Source organism: Halobacillus sp. (genome assembly GCF_049282395.1).
Taxonomy (GTDB): domain Bacteria; phylum Bacillota; class Bacilli; order Bacillales; family Halobacillaceae; genus Halobacillus.
Genome location: NZ_JBAPTY010000197.1, coordinates 1 through 19,425, shown reverse-complemented (window position 1 = coordinate 19,425; position 19,425 = coordinate 1). Strand labels below are relative to the sequence as shown.

Sequence of the window (19,425 nt, the reverse complement as noted above, 5' to 3'; positions counted from 1 at the left end):
AGTATGGCGACAAGAGGGAGTCTGGGAGGGCTTGCGCGCGCCACCAAGGACGCGATCCGGATCTGTGATGCGTACGGGTTTGATATAGTTCTCGTTGAAACGGTGGGGGTCGGTCAGTCTGAACTTGATATTATGAAAGTTGTGGATACGACAGGACTCGTTTTAACTCCTAACAGCGGGGATGTGCTCCAAATCTTTAAAGCTGGCATTATGGAAATAGCTGACCTGTTCGTTATTAATAAAGCTGATCTACCAGGAGTAGAAAAGCTGAAGACGACCCTTGAGGAGTATATGATGATTGCTCAGCCTAAAGGGTGGGTCCCGCCTATTGTACAGACAATTTCCACAGAGAACCAGGGAATGGCTGAATTATTTAATCGTATGAAAGAGCACCAGGACTATCTTTATGAAACAAGCCAAGGGTTCAAACGGAGGAAGCAGCAATTGACGCTTGAAGTCTATGAATTGATTCGTGAGGAAGTGTGGCGCGAAGTGAGAGATGCCATCGAAAAGGATTCTGCTAAGCTCAAGTCATTGAACGACGTGGAGGCAGATCCATACCAGCTGGCACACTCCTGGTTTCAAGAATGGATGAGTAAAGGAGAATGACGATGGCTGAAAACCAAGTTCCCTCTTCTATAAAAGATGAAGTCCTGGTTATGAAACGAAGAAATCAGATGATTAAAGGAGCGGTTACCCTATTTATTGAAAAAGGGTTCCACAAAACAACCACTCGTGAGATCGCTAAAGCCTCAGGATTCAGTATTGGTACCCTATATGAATATATCCGTAAAAAGGAAGACGTGCTCTTTCTGGTCTGTGATTCTATTTACCAGCGTGTAAAGGAACGTATGGAAGCTTCTATTGATCCCACCCAGACGAGTATAAAGAGTTTAATTCATGCCATACAGTCCTATTTTCAGCTTATGGACGATATGCAGGATGAAGTTCTTGTGATGTATCAGGAAGTTAAATCACTCTCACGAGAGGCACAGGAATATGTTCTTCAGAAAGAACGAGATATGGTAGCCATGCTTGAGCAGGTGATTTTGAACAGCTTACCTGAACATCACTCAAAAGAGGAAGTTAAGCTGATTGCTAATAATATATTTGTTCAAGGACAAATGTGGGGGTTCAGGCGTTGGATTCTGCAGCGTTCTTTTACGCTGGAATCTTATACAGATGGGCAAATCCAATTGCTTCTTCAAGGTCTGGACACCAAGGAAAAAGAACGATCCTAACTAAAGGAGGAACTCGGATATGGAACAACCAACGGTTTATCAGCCGAAAAACCCCGTCCGTTTTGTGACAGCATCCAGCTTGTTTGATGGACACGATGCTTCCATTAATATTATGAGGCGTATTTTGCAATCTACAGGAGCAGAAGTGATTCACCTCGGCCATAACCGCTCTGTCGAAGATGTGGTGAATGCGGCTGTGCAGGAAGATGTGCAGGGAATTGCTATTTCTTCTTATCAAGGCGGGCATGTGGAATACTTTAAATATATGGTTGATCTGCTAAACCAAAAAGGAGCTGGCCACATACGTGTTTACGGCGGAGGCGGAGGCGTAATCATTCCGAGGGAAATTAAAGAGCTTCATGACTACGGAGTCGCTCGAGTATTCTCCCCGGAAGATGGACGCACGTTAGGTCTGCAGGGAATGATTAATCAGATGATTGAAGAATGTGATTTTATTCCACCGCTTAACGTAGAAAAAGGAATTGAAGAACTGACAGAGGGAAATCACCAGGCGATCGCCCGGTTTATTACGTATGTAGAAAATACTCCGAAAGAAGAGCGGGAAGCAGTAGCCGCTTTTGAAACTGCCGTTGAAAATACCCTGGAAAAGACGATCCCTGTCCTTGGAATCACAGGCACAGGAGGAGCAGGAAAAAGCTCTCTTACCGATGAATTAATTCGTCGCTTTATAAACGAAATTCCTGATAAAAAGATAGCTATCCTTTCTGTGGACCCCACGAAAAAGAAAACAGGCGGCGCTCTGCTGGGCGACCGTATTCGTATGAATGCAATTTTTAACCCAAGGGTTTATATGAGATCACTTGCTACGCGGGAAGCACGCTCGGAACTTTCTACTGCCGTGGAAGAGTCTATCCATGTTCTGAAGGCTGCCGGCATGGACATGATCATTGTAGAAACGAGCGGGATCGGCCAGGGGGATGCCGCGATCACCGATATCACCGATTTATCAATGTATGTCATGACTTCCGAATTTGGGGCGCCGTCTCAACTGGAGAAAATTGATATGATTGATTTTGCTGATTTTATCGTTATCAACAAGTTTGAACAAAAGGGTTCTGAAGATGCTATGAATCAGGTTAAAAAACAATATCAGAGGAGCCACATGCTGTTCCATGAAGACGAAACCCAGTTTCCTGTTTACGGAACGATTGCGAGCCAATTTAATGATCCTGGTACCAACACACTTTTTGCAGCTATTGTCGATCAGTTGAACGAAAAATTCTCCTGGCAGGACGACACCTCTTTTGAGCGCGTAAGCAAAGTAGAGAAGCAGAACGTAATTATTCCTAATGATCGAAAACAATACTTACGAGATCTTTCACTCGCTGTCCGTGATTATCACAAAAATACAAAAACACAGGCTGAAAAAGCCCGCAAACTTTATCAATTGAAGGGCACGCTTGAACAGCTTGAGGACGAAGCCGCAAAAGCAAGTATCGAGCGGCTTATTGAAGATTATGAACGAACAATAGACCGCGAAGCGAAAGAAAAATTGGACGACTGGGATGATCTGCATAAGCGCTACAGCGGGGATACCTACACCTTCAAAGTGAGAGACAAGGAAATTACCATGGATCTTACGACTGAAAGCTTGACCGGTTTGAAAGTTCCTAAAGTCGCTCTGCCTAAATATTCGGATTGGGGCGACCGCGTCAGCTGGCTGCTCAGGGAAAATGTTCCTGGCGCTTTTCCATTTACAGCCGGAGTGTTCCCGTTCAAACGAAAAGGAGAAGATCCTAAACGCCAGTTTGCCGGAGAAGGCACACCGGAACGTACCAATCGTCGTTTCCATTATTTATCTGAGGGAGACGAAGCTAAGCGTTTGAGTACAGCTTTTGATTCGGTCACCCTGTACGGTGAAGACCCGGATGAACGGCCAGATATTTACGGTAAAGTCGGGGAAAGCGGCGTAAATATTTGTACACTTGAAGATATGAAAAAGCTGTATGATGGGTTTGATTTAATCGATCCAACCACCTCGGTTTCCATGACCATTAACGGACCTGCTCCCATCATTTTAGCGATGTTTTTCAATACAGCCATTGATCAGCAGCTTGATAAATTCAGAGAAGAGCATGGACGTGAACCTAATCGTGAAGAAGCGGAAGAGGTCAAAGCCCGGACGATTAATGTGGTTCGAGGCACTGTGCAGGCCGATATTCTCAAAGAAGATCAAGGTCAGAATACATGTATTTTTTCTACAGAATTTGCACTCCGTATGATGGGAGATATTCAGCAGTATTTTATTGATCATCAAGTACGGAACTATTATTCTGTCTCCATATCCGGATATCATATTGCGGAAGCAGGAGCGAACCCCATTACGCAGCTCGCATTCACGCTCGCAAACGGTTTTACCTATGTCGAATATTATTTGAGCCGCGGGATGGACATCAACAAATTCGCGCCTAATCTTTCCTTCTTTTTCTCAAATGGACTGGATCCGGAATATACCGTTCTCGGACGGGTCGCTCGCAGGATATGGGCGATTGTTATGCGCGATAAGTATGGAGCCAACGAGCGCAGCCAAAAGCTTAAATATCATATTCAAACGTCTGGCCGCTCCCTTCACGCACAGGAAATTGATTTTAATGATATACGGACTACCCTGCAGGCATTAATTGCCATCCAGGACAATTGTAACTCGCTTCATACCAATTCCTATGATGAGGCCATCACTACGCCGACAGAGGAATCTGTCCGACGGGCTATGGCAATTCAAATGATTATCAGCAAGGAGTTTGGTTTAACGAAAAATGAAAATTCACTGCAGGGATCCTATATTATCCGTGAACTTACAGATTTGGTAGAAGAAGCGGTTCTACAGGAATTCGAACGGATCAACGACCGTGGGGGAGTGCTGGGTGCAATGGAGCGCCAGTACCAGCGAGGTAAAATTCAGGAAGAATCCCTTTATTATGAAGGTAAAAAACATTCAGGGGAGCTGCCAATTGTAGGGGTGAACACGTATCTCAACCCTAATCCTCCTTCTGAAGATCAGATTGATTCCATGGAATTAGCCCGTGCATCTAAAGAAGAAAAGGAGCATCAGATTCAGGAGCTCCGTAAATTCCAAGAATCAAATCAAACTGAAACGGAAGAAGCACTCAACCGTTTGAAAGAAACAGCTAGCGGTGGAGGAAACATTTTTGAAGAATTGATGGAAACCGTCCGTGTGGCAAGTCTTGGTCAGATTACGCATGCCCTTTACGAAGTAGGTGGGCAGTACCGAAGGAATATGTGAATGAACAACGCCCTGCCTCTACTAAAGAGGCAGGGCGTTTAAATGGGGCTAGTGGCCGCCCCCGATTTGGTCCTCATCATGGGCCTGATTAATATCTGTAACGTATGGCTTTTTCATCCCGTACCATTCATAAGTGACTTCATAATGCTCACCAGCTTCAAGAAGCATCCAGGTGCTTGTGTCTTTTACATGGAGTTTCTTTCCATCCACTTGAATGTAGTATCCACTATCATCATGGACCTTCTCTGAGATAGTAGCTTCTGTTAAGTGTGTAGAGTGAATTTTACCATAGCTGGTAAGTAGCCAGATCGAAACAGCTATGATGGCTATGATGGTGGCAAACCAGTTGAAAGGATGGGTTTTCACGTTAATCTCTCCTTTGATAGTTCTATGTCTCTATGATCTGCTAACTCTCCGTGCTGGTTTTTCGTATTGCTTTGACTCCTGAAGGTTGGTGTGATGTAATTAAGAATTCCAGATAACGAAGCCAAAATTGAATAACTCTCTTATGAAAAATCATATAAGAACGTTTTAACATAGCTTTATTTTAAAATATTTTGAGGCGAACACCAAATATCCTGTCTAAATAGTTTTAGGTAGATGTTTATAATCATACATGCTTGGTTAGAAAGGAATACAAAAGGGTAGGAGAACCCTGCGATAATCTATTTGATTTTTAAAAGACCTAATCATATAATGGGTGGTATGATTAAATGTGATTCGTATGCCTATGAGGTCACTTATCCTATTTTGTGAATATAAAGGAGTGCTGGATCGTGAGCGTAAAAGAACTGAGCAAAGATCAGATTAATGAAACATCAATGATTGAACTTGCAACGATCATTTTGGAAGAGGAAAGAGAAGCGATCGACTTTAATGAAATCTTCCACCGTATTGCCAAATTGAAAGGTTTTACAGAAGCCGAGCGGGAACAGTATATTGCACAGTTTTATACTGACATGAATATTGATGGCGGATTTATGACCATTGGTACAAATAGATGGGGACTGAAAAAATGGTATCCGGTAGAGCAAATGGAAGAAGAAATTGCTAATCTTCCCCAGAAACGTAAGAAGAAAAAGAAAAAGCCTTCCAAGCTTCTGGAAGATGAACTGGGTGTATCTGAGTATGATAATAACGAAGAAGATGACGTGGAAGAAGATGTGGAACTTACCGATGAAGATCTAGATCTCGATGATGACGATGATTATGATGGAGATTATGAAGAGGACGACTTGGATGAAGAGGAAGAAGAAATCGTAGAAGACGACGTGAGCTTCGTAGGCGATGAAGATGAGGACGACGATAAATAAAAACGGCGGTTGACTTTCAAAACCGATATAAGTACAATCTTATTTGGGCTCTTTAATTTCTGACACGAAATAATCGAACGCTCCCCAAGTGTGGGGAGCGTTTTTTGTTTTTTATGTGCGATTAACGAGGGATGGGTAATTGAATCCATTCATCAAATTTTTATTTATAGTGAATAACTAATAATGACTAATAGAGAAAGAGGGATCGTAGTGGCGAAAGAGACGAAATATATATTTGTAACTGGCGGTGTGGTATCTTCCTTAGGGAAAGGGATTACAGCTGCGTCATTGGGAAGATTATTAAAAAATCGGGGGCTTAAAGTAACGATTCAGAAATTCGATCCCTACATCAACGTGGACCCAGGGACGATGAGTCCTTATCAGCACGGAGAAGTATTTGTAACGGATGATGGTGCAGAAACAGACTTGGATTTAGGGCACTATGAACGTTTCATCGATATTAATTTGAATAAATTCAGTAACGTAACCACAGGTAAAGTGTATTCAAACGTAATTAAGAAAGAACGCCGGGGAGATTATCTGGGCGGAACGGTCCAGGTCATCCCTCACATCACTAATGAAATAAAAGAACGTGTTTTTCGTGCCGCTCATGAAACGAATGCGGACGTTGTCATTACAGAAATCGGAGGAACCGTTGGTGATATTGAATCACTGCCATTCCTGGAAGCCATTCGTCAAATTAAGAGTGATATTGGCCGTGATCACGTCATGTATATTCATTGCACCCTGGTTCCTTATTTGAAAGCGGCTGGTGAAATGAAGACAAAACCAACCCAGCACAGTGTTAAAGAATTACGTTCTCTTGGGATTCAGCCGGACGTTATCGTCTTACGTACAGAGATGGAGATCTCTGAGGATATGAAAGAAAAAATTGCGCTCTTCTGTGATATCAACAAAAACGCTGTAATCGAAGCGGGAGATGCAGATACGTTGTACCACGTACCTATTACTCTTCAAGCTCAGAACTTAGACCAGCTTACTTGTGATCACTTTGGTCTGGATTGCCCGCCAGCTGATATGACAGAATGGAATCAGCTTATTAATCAGGTGAAGAACCTTGAAGAGAAAGCGACCATTGCCCTTGTAGGGAAGTATGTAGAGCTTCCGGATGCTTATATTTCAGTGGTAGAGGCTCTGAAACATGCAGGATATAGCTTTAATGCGGATGTTGAAGTGAAATGGGTCAATTCAGAATTTATCACAAGCTCAAATGTGCAAGAGCAATTACAGGATGCTGATGGTATTCTCGTTCCTGGTGGATTTGGAGATCGTGGAATTGAAGGAAAGATCGAAGCTATTCGCTATGCGCGTGAGCATCGTGTACCTTTCCTTGGCATCTGCCTGGGTATGCAGTTGGCAACCGTGGAATTCGCTCGCAATGTACTGGGACTGAAAGGGGCACATTCGGCTGAAATCAACCCGTCTACTCCGCACCCGATCATCGACCTTCTTCCTGAGCAGAAAGAGGTGTCGGATCTTGGCGGCACACTTCGACTGGGCATCTATCCATCCCGCCTTAAGGAAGGTTCCAGGGCTTTGGAAGCTTATGGGGAAGAGGTAATATATGAACGCCACCGTCATCGTTTTGAGTTCAATAATCATTATCGTGATCAGATGGAAGCGGCTGGGTTCAACTTCTCTGGAACCAGTCCTGACGGAAGATTAATCGAAATTATTGAAGTAGAGGACCACCCTTGGTTTGTGGCCAGCCAGTTCCATCCGGAATTTAAGTCTCGCCCTACTCGCCCTCAAGAGCTTTTCTATGGCTTTGTAGGCGCAGCTATGAATCAGAAATAGTAAATATGTAATAAAAAGATGTTACGACAATACTGTTGTAACATCTTTTTTTGCAGGCTATCTAAGCGTAATTGGTAGTTTTAATGAGATAGTTATTGTAATGGAACCTTATATAAAGCTCTATTAAATCTTCATATTTCTTGTTACAGATAAGCTCCCGTTTGTTGAAGACTCAGTTTCGAGATATTGGTGAGCGAAAGGTCCTCCGGGGGACGATTTCGCTTTCCGCGTGCATGTGCTGAGCTTCCTCGGGCTAAACAGCCCTGCGGGATCTCACCGATCATGTTCATCCCGCAGGAGTCTTCATCGTCCCCCTACGGACCTGACCGAATCTGAGACTCGAAACGGCTTTATCCTTCCTCCACTTGAAGAAAAATAATCACATGGGCATACATATTTAATTCAAGCTGAACTTTGCGGGATAGCCTGTTATATAAGCACTTCAGGCAGGTTAAGGAAGAAAAAATCCTCTCTTTCCGAAGGGGCCGTTATCCCTAATATAGTTGGGCTGGTGGGGAAATGGCGAGACTCCCAGGGTAAAAGCGGAAGCACCTTGATCAGCGGCGTATGGACTGGACTGAGCTGGCGGAGATAAAGAAAACACGAAGAGCGGAGCGATTCGGTGTTGCCTTATCGTACAGAAGTGAGGGAAGTCTCACTAGCCGCTAGGTGCTGGAGCTGGATGGCACTCCATGCAGTTTAGGCACTGGCTAGTGACTACATCTATCTTGAGTGTAAGAATGGGAGAAGGAAGCAGGTGAGATCCCGCAGGGAGTGAAACGAGCGAGGAAGCTCAACGTTCTCCCATAGGAAAGCGAGTTAATTCCCCACCAGCCCTTCTCCATACGACGTAACGGACTCGAATTATCTTGAAATCGAGTCTTACACAATCCGGCCCGTTTCTTTAATAAGCTCTAATGAAAGAATAACTAAAACACATGACAGGATCATATAAAAATAAGCAAATTAAGATATAAAAGCCTTTTATTTCAAGTCGTGTTAAATTACAAAAATCGACTTTCTTCATCTCAAAACAAGAGAAATTCGTGCCTCGAACGTGTGTGCGCAGGAAAATCGCTTACAATCATCGAACTAAACATGCAGAGAGAAAGAAGAGGACTAGGAGAAAAGGTGTATATTTACTAATATTCGAAAGGCAGGGATAAACCATGTCGAACAAGATACTAATCGTAGATGACCAGGCCGGTATTAGGCTGTTACTTGAAGAAATCTTAAAAAACGAGGGATATGAAACGATAAGCGCTAAAACAGGAAAACAAGCTTGTGAGCTAGCTGAACAACATAGCATCGACCTTGTGATTATGGATTACAATCTGCCGATCATGAATGGAAGTGAAGTGCTGTCTCATCTGGATGAAATCGGTTTTACAGCACCGGTTCTTATTATTACAGGCCGGTCTAGAGAATCCATTGAAAAAGCTATGGAATATCCTTTCGTACAGGAAATTATATTAAAGCCATTTGATATCCATAAATTGAAAGAAATGGTATCTGGAACCTTAACACATAGTAGCTGAACTAATATTTTTTAAATGTAAGCGTTATACCGCTTTTAGAGTGTTGCACCTGGGATAGGGTATTGGTATTCTATTACTGTGAGTAAACTTGCATGGTATAATTTCATATGGAAATATACGTGTAGAGTATAGATCGTATTTACAAAAGGAGGATCTTTCATGCCACTGGTATCAATGAAAGAAATGCTAGAAACAGCTAAGCAAGAACGCTACGGAGTAGGACAGTTCAACCTTAACAATCTTGAATATGCTCAAGCAATCCTGCAGGCTGCTGAAGAAGAGCAATCTCCAGTTATCCTTGGGGTTTCTGAGGGCGCTGGTCGATATATGGGCGGCTTTAACGTCGTGGTTGACATGGTTAAAGCGCTTATGAAATCTTATGGTACAACTGTACCGGTAGCAATTCACCTTGATCATGGTTCAAGCTTTGAAAAATGCGCCGAAGCGATCCACGCAGGATTTACTTCTGTTATGATTGATGCTTCCCATGATCCACTGGAAGAAAACATAGCACTAACTAAAAAGGTAGTGGAATTAGCACACATTCACGGTGTATCTGTAGAAGCGGAGCTTGGTCGTGTAGGTGGTCAGGAAGATGATATTATCGTAGATGATGCAGAAGCAGCTTATGCGATTCCATCTGAGTGTAAAAAACTAGTGGACGAAACGAATGTTGATGTATTTGCTCCGGCTCTTGGTTCTGTGCACGGTCCTTATAAAGGTGAACCAAACCTAGGTTTTGACCGCATGGAAGAAATCATGGGTCTTGTAGACAAACCGCTTGTTCTTCACGGTGGTACTGGAATTCCAACAGCTGACGTGAAAAAAGCGATCTCATTCGGAACAGCAAAAATCAACGTAAATACTGAAAGCCAAATGGCTCAAGGAAAAGCTGTGCGTCAAGTATTAGCTGAACAGCCTGAGCAGTATGACCCTCGTAAATATCTAGGACCAGGACGTGACGCGATTAAAGAAACAGTAATCGGCAAAATGCGTGAATTTGGTTCCTCTCAAAAAGCATAATCACTCAAGAACAGGAAGCCGTTACATCGTAGCGGTTTCCTTTTCCACATGAATGAAAACGCAATCATTCGACAATTTTCATTAAATAAATGTTTGGAAGGTGGATTTACAAAATGAAATTCTTTATTGATACAGCGAACATTGACCATATCCGTGAGGCTAAATCCCTGGGGTTATTATCTGGAGTAACGACAAATCCGAGTCTCGTAGCGAAAGAAGGAGTTTCTTTCCACGAACGCTTGAAGGAAATTACGGGAGAAATAGACGGCTCTGTCAGTGCAGAGGTCGTATCAGAAGATGCTGAGTCTATGGTTGAAGAAGGTAAAGAGCTTGCGGCTATTGCTCCTAATATTACCGTGAAAGTTCCTATGACGCTTGAAGGTCTGAAGGCCGTTAAAACCTTAAGTGAATTGAATATCCAAACAAATGTCACTCTTATTTTTTCTGCCAACCAAGCATTGATGGCTGCTCGTGCTGGAGCTTCTTACGTTTCTCCTTTCCTTGGCCGATTGGATGATATTGGTCAAAACGGGATGGAGCTGGTTGCGCAGATCTCCGAAATATTCGACCGTCATGCAATTGATACAGAAATCATTGCAGCTTCGGTTCGTCATCCAATCCATGTAACAGAAGCCGCTATCCACGGAGCTCATATTGCGACCGTTCCTTACAAGATTTTCGAGCAGATTGTTCAGCACCCACTTACGGAACAAGGGATTGAAAAATTTCTTAATGACTGGAACAATCAAAAATAACGTGTTAAATGGTAAAAATTGCACATAATAAGGTCATCAACTTTTACCTTTAAAGCGAGGAGTATCTCATGCATAAATTATTAGTAGAAGGTGGATCGCGTTTGCGTGGACAAGTCCGCGTAAGCGGTGCGAAAAACAGTGCCGTTGCTTTGCTTCCGGCAGCTATTCTAGCTGATTCTCCAGTCACAATTGAAGGACTTCCTGACATTTCAGATGTTGGGATCTTGTCCGATCTTTTAGAAGAAATCGGAGGCTCGGTGAAAAAAGATGGACGAACCATCCACATCGATCCTTCCCAAATGGTTTCCATGCCGCTTCCAAATGGAAAAGTGAAAAGGCTGAGGGCCTCTTATTATTTCATGGGAGCGATGCTTGGACGGTTTAATAAGGCGGTTATCGGACTGCCGGGTGGTTGTCATTTAGGACCAAGGCCGATTGATCAGCATATTAAAGGCTTCGAGGCATTAGGAGCTGAAGTGACAAACGAGCAAGGGGCTATTTATCTTCGGGCTAAAGAGTTGCGTGGTGCGCGAATATACTTAGATGTTGTAAGTGTAGGAGCTACTATCAACATTATGCTTGCTGCTGTGAGAGCCAAAGGAAAGACTGTCATTGAAAATGCAGCAAAAGAGCCTGAAATCATTGATGTAGCTACACTACTCACAAGTATGGGGGCTAAAATTAAAGGAGCGGGAACGGATGTTATCCGGATTGAGGGAGTGCAGGAACTAAAAGGTTGCTTGCATACCATTATTCCTGACCGGATTGAAGCCGGAACTTATACGATTATGGCTGCAGCTCAAGGGGATGAAATGATCATTGATAATGTTATTCCTCAGCACCTTGAATCCTTACTCGCTAAGCTGCGTGAAATGGGCGTAACGATAGAGGAAAATGACGAACAATTATATGTACGTCCTGGGAAGCATCTGCGAAGTGTGGATATTAAAACGCTTGTATATCCAGGGTTCCCTACCGATTTACAACAGCCGCTCACTTCTCTGCTTACAAAAGCAGAAGGAACAGGGATTGTAACGGATACCATTTACCAGGCACGTTTTAAACACGTGGATGAACTGCGACGTATGAATGCTGCTATAAAAGTCGAAGGCGGCTCAGCTATCGTCGCTGGACCTTCCAAATTACAAGGGGCAAAAGTAAAGGCTTCAGATCTTCGTGCTGGTGCTGCTCTTGTTATTGCAGGGCTGATGGCAGAAGGAATTACGGAGATTACAGGTGTCGATCATATTGAGCGAGGATATGAAAACATTACGAATAAGTTGATTGAACTCGGTGCCAACGTCTGGTATGAGGAAATGTCAGAGCGAGAAATTGAACAATTTCAGAATTCCTAGGTATTCGAGGAACATGAGCAAAAGTTAAATGATCCTGCACGGTGCTGACGCCGAGGTAATTCATATGGCTTTTGACCAAACGAGACCGAAATTATCGGATTGATCCAGGCTGGGCACTGGAAGGGATGGTGCCTGCTGCTTTTAAATGTTTAGGTGGAGACATTCAAGGGAAGCTAATACCATCTAAAGATGAAGACCTTGAGAGATGTAAAGACATAAAGATAGTAACTGCGTCCTACAAGTGAAAGTTACGGTAGCAATTTTATTGACAATAGAATTGTGATAGGCAAATTAACTGCAGCATAGCTAAATCTTTAAAATTTGGAAGCCGGGCTACCGGCTTCCTCCTATTCTACGAAAAGATTCCGCACGTCTTCTCAGCATGTTCCCAAAATTTACGATTGAATCCTCAGAAGGACAAGAGTACAATATAGGTTGTTCGATAGAGATAGAAGAGAATGGACTGTTTATCCCTCCGTAAGCTTCAGAATTTAACTTCACTTAACTTCTCCTTTTACTTTCATTCCGACATTCAATAGAGAAGTCAATTTTCTTTCCACATTAATAAGCTTACAGTGGAAAAGTTTCCCGTTCAGATTCGATTAGAAATAAAAATAAAAGTGGTGATTTTGTGGCAGATTTAACCATCTCCAATTTAGAGACGATGACGTTAAAGGGACTTTATGCGAAAGCACGACAGTACAAAGTCTCCTATTATGCAAAACTGACAAAAAGAGAATTAATCTTTGCTATATTGAAAGCGCAGGCCGAGAAAGATGGCTTTTTATTTATGGATGGAATTTTAGAGATCATTCCGTCAGAAGGATTTGGTTTTCTTCGCCCGATTAATTATTCTCCAAGTGCTGAGGATATCTATATCTCCGCTTCCCAAATTCGTCGATTTGACTTAAGAAACGGAGATAAAGTATCGGGAAAGGTACGTCCACCAAAAGAAAATGAACGTTACTATGGATTGCTGCACGTAGATGCCGTTAACGGAGAAGATCCTGATTCAGCAAAAGAGAGGGTGCATTTCCCTGCTCTTACACCTCTGTATCCGGATCGTCATATGAAATTGGAGACAGAGTCTAAAAAAATTTCTACACGTGTGATGGATGTTATTTCCCCGGTGGGTTATGGCCAGCGCGGACTCATTGTGGCACCTCCAAAAGCTGGTAAGACAATGCTGCTTAAGCAAATGGCTAACAGCATTACCACTAACCACCCTGATGCAAAACTCATCATTTTACTTGTTGATGAGCGTCCGGAAGAGGTTACCGATATTGAGCGCTCCGTCCATTCCGATGTAGATGTGGTCAGCTCTACCTTTGATGAAGTTCCAGAGAACCATATTAAAGTATCGGAGCTTGTGTTAGAACGTGCCATGCGCTTAGTAGAGCATAAGCGTGATGTTATTATCTTAATGGATAGTATTACGAGACTCGCTAGAGCCTACAACTTAGTCATTCCTCCAAGTGGACGAACGCTTTCCGGGGGAATAGATCCCGCTGCCTTTCACCGTCCGAAGCGCTTTTTTGGAGCGGCCAGAAATATTGAAGAAGGCGGCAGCATGACTATATTGGCTACTGCTTTAGTGGATACAGGATCTCGTATGGATGATGTCATCTATGAAGAATTTAAAGGAACAGGCAACATGGAGCTCCATCTGGATCGAAGTCTGGCTGAGCGTCGAATCTTTCCAGCGATTGATCTACTTCGTTCAGGCACCCGTAAAGAAGAACTACTTCTTAAAAAAGATCATTTAGAAAAAATTTGGGCCATACGAAAAATGATGTCGGATGCCCCTGATTTCTCAGAGCGATTCATGAAACGACTCAAAAGTTCCAAGAACAACGAAGAATTTTTTGAAATGATGAATAAAGATATGCAAGGCAAATCAGCTCAAGGAAGACGTTCCTAGTACTCTTAAATTATTTTCACCTAAAGACCATGCAGGATCTTATCTTGCAATGGGGGGTGTACCCTGTTATAATCTTTCTATGTGAGTTTCAGTAAAAGGTGTTTAAACTAACCTTCGACGGCTCTTACAATAACTCTGTTTCTAAAGGAATCAGGGCAAAAAGGAGTGGAAGAACATGAAAACAGGAATTCATCCAGAATACCGTAAAGTTGTATTCCTAGACACAAGTTCTAATTTCAAGTTTCTAACCGGATCTACTCAAGCATCCGAAGAAACGATCGAGTGGGAAGATGGAAACACGTATCCATTGATCCGTATCGAGATTAGTTCTGCGTCTCATCCGTTCTACACTGGCAAACAGAAAGCTGACAAAGCTGGTGGCCGTGTGGATCGCTTCAAGAAAAAATATAACCTTTCATAATAATGAGCGTCTATCCTTATGGATGGATGCTGCATAATTTTGAACAAGAACAGGCAAATTGTCTTTATGGTTTGCCTGTTTTTTTGTCAAAAATGACTGAAAACAGAGCGAGAGAGAACCATTTTCAGAAATGAACCGAAACAAGATGGTTAACATAAGTGAAACTATATTGTGGAACGGAAAAGCGGCTACTTTATAGTTTTGTTTATGTTAGGATTGGTTGCTCGAGTCCTCTATAATCTTTATACATAGAGCTGTCCTTGATGGTCCGTGAGCGATTGATCATTCGTTCAGGGGCGGAGTCAATCAGGAGGGCTCTTTTTTATGAAACCTTGGAGACGTGTTGATTGTGTAAGAAGGGAGCGACAGTGGACGTGTATGTAATGAAGCAAAGCGGATGGGTAGAAGTCATTTGTGGAAGTATGTTCAGTGGAAAATCGGAGGAATTAATTCGCCGGGTACGCCGTGCAACGTTTGGCAACTTAACGGTTCGTGTATATAAACCGGCCGTTGATGATCGTTATAAAGAAGATGCAGTCGTGTCTCACAACGGCACTTCAGTTTTGGCGCGCCCAATGAAAGAATCTCTGGACATCCTGAGTGATGTGGGTGATGAAGTGGATATCGTCGGGATTGATGAAGTACAGTTTTTTGATGAACACATTGTAGAAGTAGCAGAATGTCTGGCTGATCGGGGAATTCGTGTCATTACGGCAGGACTGGATACAGATTTTCGGGGAGAGCCTTTTGGGAAGATGCCGGAGATGATGGCTCTTAGTGAGAGTATCACTAAATTAAATGCAATTTGTCCTATATGTGGTTCGCCGGCAAGCCGGACACAGCGTTTAATAGATGGAAAACCAGCTTCTTACCATGATCCCATTATTTTGGTTGGGGCATCTGAATCTTACGAACCGCGCTGCCGCCATCACCATGAAGTTCCTCATAAACCCAGGCAGCAGCAGGTGAAAGCGGCCTATGCTGAAAGAGAATAAATAGAAACAGGAAAACCGGTTGTGTAGAATGTACACAACCGGTTTTTTAATTATTGGCTCTCCTGTAATTAAACACAGTATGATGATTATGTCTGGCGTTAGGGGTGCAAGCATAAGCAGTTCTCCGAAAGGATGCTCTGTTCGATAACTCTATAGCCGCTTAGGAAACGTACAGTTTGTGGAAGTACGACCTGGAAAAGACGCTTAATTCCTCCAATATTTTTTCGATTCCTTACGAGAATCATTTAACAATTAGAATGTCAATATTCTTAAATTAGCCTTATTTATAATTTTGGATGTATTGGGGAACGTTTAATATAACAATGCTAGTGGAAAAATGATTAAAGACTATAAAAAAGCTTTTTAAAAGGATGACATGTATGGAGGAACGTTCATTGCAATCTGAAATATCCAGCTATATCGGGAAGCTTTTGCGTGATAACTTCGGAAAAGGACCGGCTTCCGTTTACGTTACCATTCAAAAACCTTATGTAACAATTTACTTGAAGGATTTTCTGGCTCCGATGGAAAAACTGCTTGTTAGTCAGAACAATAAAGATAAAGTAGAGGAAACCCGTGATTTACTTATGCAGGAATTAATCCCTGATATTAAAGCGACATTCCGTGCCACAGCTGGAATAGAATTGAACTCCCTTTATTACGACTGGTCGCTGACAAACCGTACTGGGATGATAATTGGAGTTATTCAATCAGATGAAGAGTTAGATCCATCCGTGAAGGATTATCAGCACAAAGCGGCTCTTCAGGAAGAAATAAAAAAAGTCTCCAAGCAAGCGGAAAAAGTACCGGAATCGGTTAACTCTTTTAAAATCAACGACCGCACGATAGTAGTGGAACGTAATGGTATACTAGTGGCTATTGAAAAAGAAATGATTCGTTCCGGATTTGGTGAACAACTAAGAATGGCTAAACGCCATCTTGAGAAGAGACTGCTTCATCAACTGTCTTTAGAAAAAGTATTACAATTGAAAGTAGAAGACATCTTTGTGGATTGGGATTTTGACTCTGACTTTAGTCACATTATTTTAATTGTGAAGCCTGAAAGCTGAGAATAGAAAAGGACAAGCTCTTTTTTACAAAAGGTGTGACATTCCTGTAAAGGAAAGGTGGAATAACGATGCCTGCGTCTGGTTCCAGCCCATTATTAAAAAAAGCTGATTTGTTAAAAAATTGCTGTCAAGCTTATGCTTATGCTGTAGAGGTTCATCAGAATAACAGCCGAATGGCGGAAGATATGTGCAAGTCCTGTGCTGAAGTCTGCCGGGCATGTGCGGCAGACTGCCTTAAACTTGAACAGGATTCTCTTAGGGAAGATACCTATCAAATGTGTTTAAAATATGCAGAGATGTGTGAAAAAATTATGGGGTTTCAAACCCGCTCCACAAAAAAAGAGTGGAAAGAATCCATTTAGCCTGACTTTAGACCCCTTTTATTCAAGTGGATTCTATACTATAATAGTAATTAGAGATGGTTCAAATAAGTTCCGTCTATAATAAGAATTTAATTACAATTTTAAATCGTATTTCCGGTAAAGTTTGACTAGAGAATAGAGCTAGACAAAAGCCGAAAAGACCACTATAAGTGGCCTTTTCGGCTTTTGTCTTTTTGGATTGTAAAATAATGTGAGTTTCTTGTGTATGGACAAGAGAAAGGGGTCTTGAAATGACTTATCGCATTGTTGGTGTAGATGATTATCATATAGTCATTGAATTTAGAAAAGATAATAAAGAAATAACGTTCAAAAGCTACGGTGAAGCAGAGAAGTATAAACAGCTTATTGCTAAAGAAGCGATTATACCAAGTAAGTATAAACTGACTATAAAAGAATGAAAGTAGGAAGGAAGGTGCATTCCCGAAAAGGGAGGCACCTTTTTTTACTTTGTAAACCATACATAAACCCGTTGGTCTGAGAGAACAATAACGGTAAAAGAGAAGAGGTGATTGTCATGTTTCGGTACACGATAGTCGTTCTTGCTGCCGTATTGTTTCTCTCAGGGTGCGGACTTCAAGTGGATAAGTATCAAGGGCAGACAAGCAGAGACGACGTAGAAAATATGGGTATGAATGAGAAGATAACGACGGATACTCAAAACCCTCGTTTAATTAAATATGTTGGTGACTCATGGGGGCTGAAACAAGATCGAAAGCTTATTAAAGAAGCTGCCGATGAAGTGCCAGGTGTTGAAGTCAAACGAGTAATTCTGGAAGCGAGTCAAGTCTGGGTTTCGGTTGATATGAAGAATGAAGATAAAATGTCGGACGAAGAAATCGAAGAATGGAAATCTGAAATCAAGCAAGCCGTATATAAAGCTGTACCTCGCTACAATATTCATGTAAAGATTAAATAAGGAATGTGCCTGGTCGTTTTCTTTTTTTAAAGACTGACCAGGCATTTTTCGCAGCCAGCATCCAGGTTCTTCAGATTAGTGAAGGAGCTCAGGTTGTATCCGCGAGTTCTCTATAATATAATTATAATGTTATGGAGAAAGAGGTGCATACCATTGATCGAACGCTTACAAACATTGGAAGATCGTTATGAAAAATTAAACGAGCTATTAAGTGATCCTGAAGTCATTTCTGACACGAATAAACTTCGCGAATACTCTAAAGAGCAATCCGGTCTGCAGGAGACCGTAGAGGCTTATAGAGAATATAAAGAGGTTACCGAGCAAAGGGACGATGCCAGAGCGATGCTTGATGATAACCTTGATGATGATATGGAAGAAATGGTGAAGGAAGAACTTAATGAACTCTCTCAGAAGAAACAGGAATTAGAAGAACGTCTGAAAGTCCTCATGCTTCCGAGTGATCCTAATGATGATAAAAACGTTATTATGGAAATTCGCGGTGCGGCCGGAGGCGATGAGGCTGCTTTATTCGCTGGCGACCTATATCGTATGTATGCCCGCTATGCGGAAATGCAAGGCTGGAAAGCGGAAGTGATTGAAGCCCATGCCAACGATGTAGGCGGGTATAAAGAGATTATCTTTATTGTGAACGGTGAGCGTGCCTATTCCAAAATGAAGTTTGAAAACGGAGCTCATCGTGTCCAGCGTGTACCTGAGACAGAGTCAGGCGGACGAATTCATACATCTACGGCGACTGTTGTGGTTATGCCAGAAGCGGAAGAAGTAGAGGTTGAAGTACACGATAAAGATATTCGTGTGGATACGTTTGCTTCAAGTGGACCAGGGGGGCAGAGTGTCAATACGACCATGTCAGCTGTCCGTTTGACCCACGAGCCAACCGGGATTGTTGTATCCTGTCAGGATGAAAAATCTCAGATCAAGAACAAAGAGAAAGCGATGAAGGTTCTTCGTGCTCGTATCTATGATAAATTCCAGCAGGAAGCTCAAGCGGAATACGATGAAAGTCGTAAATCTGCAGTCGGCACCGGTGACCGCTCAGAGCGTATTCGTACGTATAACTTCCCACAGACGCGTGTTACAGACCATAGAATTGGTTTAACCTTACAGAAGCTGGATCAAGTTCTTCAAGGGAATATGGACGAAATTCTTGAAGCTCTTCTTATTGAGGAGCAGACGAAGAAGCTTGAGCAGATTGGTGAATAACATGAATTCAAACTTTACTACGATTCAGGAAGCCCGTCACTGGGCTTCCGTTTTTTTAGGTAAGCATACGCGGGAAACAAGAGTAGCGGATTTATTACTGGAGCATTTTTTGAAAATGTCTTTCGCACAGTTATTAGCTTATGAAAAAGACCCTTTTCCGGAAAATAAACGCGAGGTCTTCGTAGAG

The 19,425-nt window shown here is 42.4% G+C and carries 19 protein-coding genes and 1 pseudogene; 19 read left to right on the top strand and 1 reads right to left on the bottom strand.

The window, feature by feature from the left end; all coding sequences use genetic code 11:
• The 3 genes from WAM07_RS08910 to icmF all read left to right on the top strand — a co-directional run.
• Positions 1-609, top strand: a 609-nt coding sequence (locus tag WAM07_RS08910; protein WP_422166144.1) for an ArgK/MeaB family GTPase, incomplete at its 5' end; no start/stop codon positions are given.
• 2 nt (positions 610-611) lie between these two features.
• Complete coding sequence (locus WAM07_RS08905; RefSeq protein WP_422166142.1) at positions 612-1,241, top strand: TetR/AcrR family transcriptional regulator; 630 nt, start codon at positions 612-614, stop codon at positions 1,239-1,241.
• 19 nt (positions 1,242-1,260) lie between these two features.
• Positions 1,261-4,506, top strand: a complete 3,246-nt coding sequence (gene icmF / locus WAM07_RS08900) for a fused isobutyryl-CoA mutase/GTPase IcmF (RefSeq protein ID WP_422166140.1) — start codon at positions 1,261-1,263, stop codon at positions 4,504-4,506.
• A 48-nt stretch (positions 4,507-4,554) separates the two neighbouring features.
• On the opposite strand, the gene WAM07_RS08895 is transcribed toward icmF, so the two are convergent.
• Positions 4,555-4,872, bottom strand: a complete 318-nt coding sequence (locus tag WAM07_RS08895) for a hypothetical protein (RefSeq protein ID WP_422166138.1) — start codon at positions 4,870-4,872, stop codon at positions 4,555-4,557.
• A 410-nt stretch (positions 4,873-5,282) separates the two neighbouring features.
• Here WAM07_RS08895 and rpoE point away from each other — a divergent pair, with 410 nt between their 5' ends.
• The 16 genes and pseudogenes from rpoE to WAM07_RS08815 all read left to right on the top strand — a co-directional run.
• Entirely contained in the window at positions 5,283-5,819 is a 537-nt protein-coding gene (rpoE, locus tag WAM07_RS08890; protein WP_422166136.1) for a DNA-directed RNA polymerase subunit delta, read from the top strand.
• 210 nt (positions 5,820-6,029) lie between these two features.
• Entirely contained in the window at positions 6,030-7,637 is a 1,608-nt protein-coding gene (locus WAM07_RS08885; protein ID WP_224893969.1) for a CTP synthase, read from the top strand.
• A 1,169-nt stretch (positions 7,638-8,806) separates the two neighbouring features.
• The gene (locus tag WAM07_RS08880; protein ID WP_422166134.1) at positions 8,807-9,175 is read left to right on the top strand and encodes a response regulator; all 369 of its coding nucleotides are present in this window, start codon (positions 8,807-8,809) and stop codon (positions 9,173-9,175) included.
• 159 nt (positions 9,176-9,334) lie between these two features.
• On the top strand, positions 9,335-10,198 hold the full coding sequence (gene fba, locus WAM07_RS08875; protein ID WP_422166132.1) for a class II fructose-1,6-bisphosphate aldolase: 864 nt from the start codon (positions 9,335-9,337) through the stop codon (positions 10,196-10,198).
• Positions 10,199-10,311: 113 nt separating this feature from the next.
• Positions 10,312-10,953, top strand: coding sequence for a fructose-6-phosphate aldolase (fsa, locus tag WAM07_RS08870; protein ID WP_014644852.1), 642 nt, complete (start codon positions 10,312-10,314; stop codon positions 10,951-10,953).
• A 68-nt stretch (positions 10,954-11,021) separates the two neighbouring features.
• Positions 11,022-12,308 carry a UDP-N-acetylglucosamine 1-carboxyvinyltransferase gene (locus WAM07_RS08865; RefSeq protein ID WP_422166130.1) on the top strand — a complete coding sequence of 429 codons (1,287 nt, stop codon included), beginning with the start codon at positions 11,022-11,024 and terminating at the stop codon, positions 12,306-12,308.
• 71 nt (positions 12,309-12,379) lie between these two features.
• Positions 12,380-12,553 (top strand): fructose-bisphosphatase class II, encoded by a 174-nt coding sequence (locus tag WAM07_RS08860; RefSeq protein WP_422166128.1) that lies wholly within the window; start codon positions 12,380-12,382, stop codon positions 12,551-12,553.
• A 386-nt stretch (positions 12,554-12,939) separates the two neighbouring features.
• Positions 12,940-14,229 carry a transcription termination factor Rho gene (gene rho, locus WAM07_RS08855; RefSeq protein ID WP_422166126.1) on the top strand — a complete coding sequence of 430 codons (1,290 nt, stop codon included), beginning with the start codon at positions 12,940-12,942 and terminating at the stop codon, positions 14,227-14,229.
• Positions 14,230-14,404: 175 nt separating this feature from the next.
• Positions 14,405-14,650: a type B 50S ribosomal protein L31 gene (locus WAM07_RS08850; protein ID WP_422166125.1), complete on the top strand. Its 246-nt coding sequence runs from the start codon at positions 14,405-14,407 to the stop codon at positions 14,648-14,650.
• A 374-nt stretch (positions 14,651-15,024) separates the two neighbouring features.
• Positions 15,025-15,645 carry a thymidine kinase gene (locus WAM07_RS08845; protein WP_422166146.1) on the top strand — a complete coding sequence of 207 codons (621 nt, stop codon included), beginning with the start codon at positions 15,025-15,027 and terminating at the stop codon, positions 15,643-15,645.
• 380 nt (positions 15,646-16,025) lie between these two features.
• Positions 16,026-16,715, top strand: a complete 690-nt coding sequence (locus WAM07_RS08840; protein WP_422166123.1) for a Na-translocating system protein MpsC family protein — start codon at positions 16,026-16,028, stop codon at positions 16,713-16,715.
• A 68-nt stretch (positions 16,716-16,783) separates the two neighbouring features.
• Positions 16,784-17,077, top strand: a complete 294-nt coding sequence (locus WAM07_RS08835; RefSeq protein ID WP_422166121.1) for a hypothetical protein — start codon at positions 16,784-16,786, stop codon at positions 17,075-17,077.
• A gap of 251 nt (positions 17,078-17,328) precedes the next feature.
• Entirely contained in the window at positions 17,329-17,496 is a 168-nt protein-coding gene (locus tag WAM07_RS08830) for a hypothetical protein (RefSeq protein ID WP_422166119.1), read from the top strand.
• 116 nt (positions 17,497-17,612) lie between these two features.
• Positions 17,613-18,014, top strand: coding sequence for a hypothetical protein (locus WAM07_RS08825; RefSeq protein WP_422166118.1), 402 nt, complete (start codon positions 17,613-17,615; stop codon positions 18,012-18,014).
• Positions 18,015-18,167: 153 nt separating this feature from the next.
• Positions 18,168-19,238: a peptide chain release factor 1 gene (gene prfA / locus WAM07_RS08820; RefSeq protein WP_422166116.1), complete on the top strand. Its 1,071-nt coding sequence runs from the start codon at positions 18,168-18,170 to the stop codon at positions 19,236-19,238.
• A 1-nt stretch (position 19,239) separates the two neighbouring features.
• A pseudogene (locus tag WAM07_RS08815) lies at positions 19,240-19,425 on the top strand (peptide chain release factor N(5)-glutamine methyltransferase); the annotation flags it as partial.

Excerpts from the sequence above, each read along its gene's own strand:
- WAM07_RS08905 (WP_422166142.1), top strand. The coding sequence starts at position 612 with ATGGCTGAAAACCAAGTTCCCTCTTCTATAAAAGATGAAGTCCTGGTT.
- icmF (WP_422166140.1), top strand. The coding sequence starts at position 1,261 with ATGGAACAACCAACGGTTTATCAGCCGAAAAACCCCGTCCGTTTTGTG.
- WAM07_RS08880 (WP_422166134.1), top strand. The coding sequence starts at position 8,807 with ATGTCGAACAAGATACTAATCGTAGATGACCAGGCCGGTATTAGGCTG.
- fba (WP_422166132.1), top strand. The coding sequence starts at position 9,335 with ATGCCACTGGTATCAATGAAAGAAATGCTAGAAACAGCTAAGCAAGAA.
- fsa (WP_014644852.1), top strand. The coding sequence starts at position 10,312 with ATGAAATTCTTTATTGATACAGCGAACATTGACCATATCCGTGAGGCT.
- WAM07_RS08865 (WP_422166130.1), top strand. The coding sequence starts at position 11,022 with ATGCATAAATTATTAGTAGAAGGTGGATCGCGTTTGCGTGGACAAGTC.
- WAM07_RS08850 (WP_422166125.1), top strand. The coding sequence starts at position 14,405 with ATGAAAACAGGAATTCATCCAGAATACCGTAAAGTTGTATTCCTAGAC.
- WAM07_RS08840 (WP_422166123.1), top strand. The coding sequence starts at position 16,026 with ATGGAGGAACGTTCATTGCAATCTGAAATATCCAGCTATATCGGGAAG.
- WAM07_RS08835 (WP_422166121.1), top strand. The coding sequence starts at position 16,784 with ATGCCTGCGTCTGGTTCCAGCCCATTATTAAAAAAAGCTGATTTGTTA.
- WAM07_RS08830 (WP_422166119.1), top strand. The coding sequence starts at position 17,329 with ATGACTTATCGCATTGTTGGTGTAGATGATTATCATATAGTCATTGAA.
- WAM07_RS08825 (WP_422166118.1), top strand. The coding sequence starts at position 17,613 with ATGTTTCGGTACACGATAGTCGTTCTTGCTGCCGTATTGTTTCTCTCA.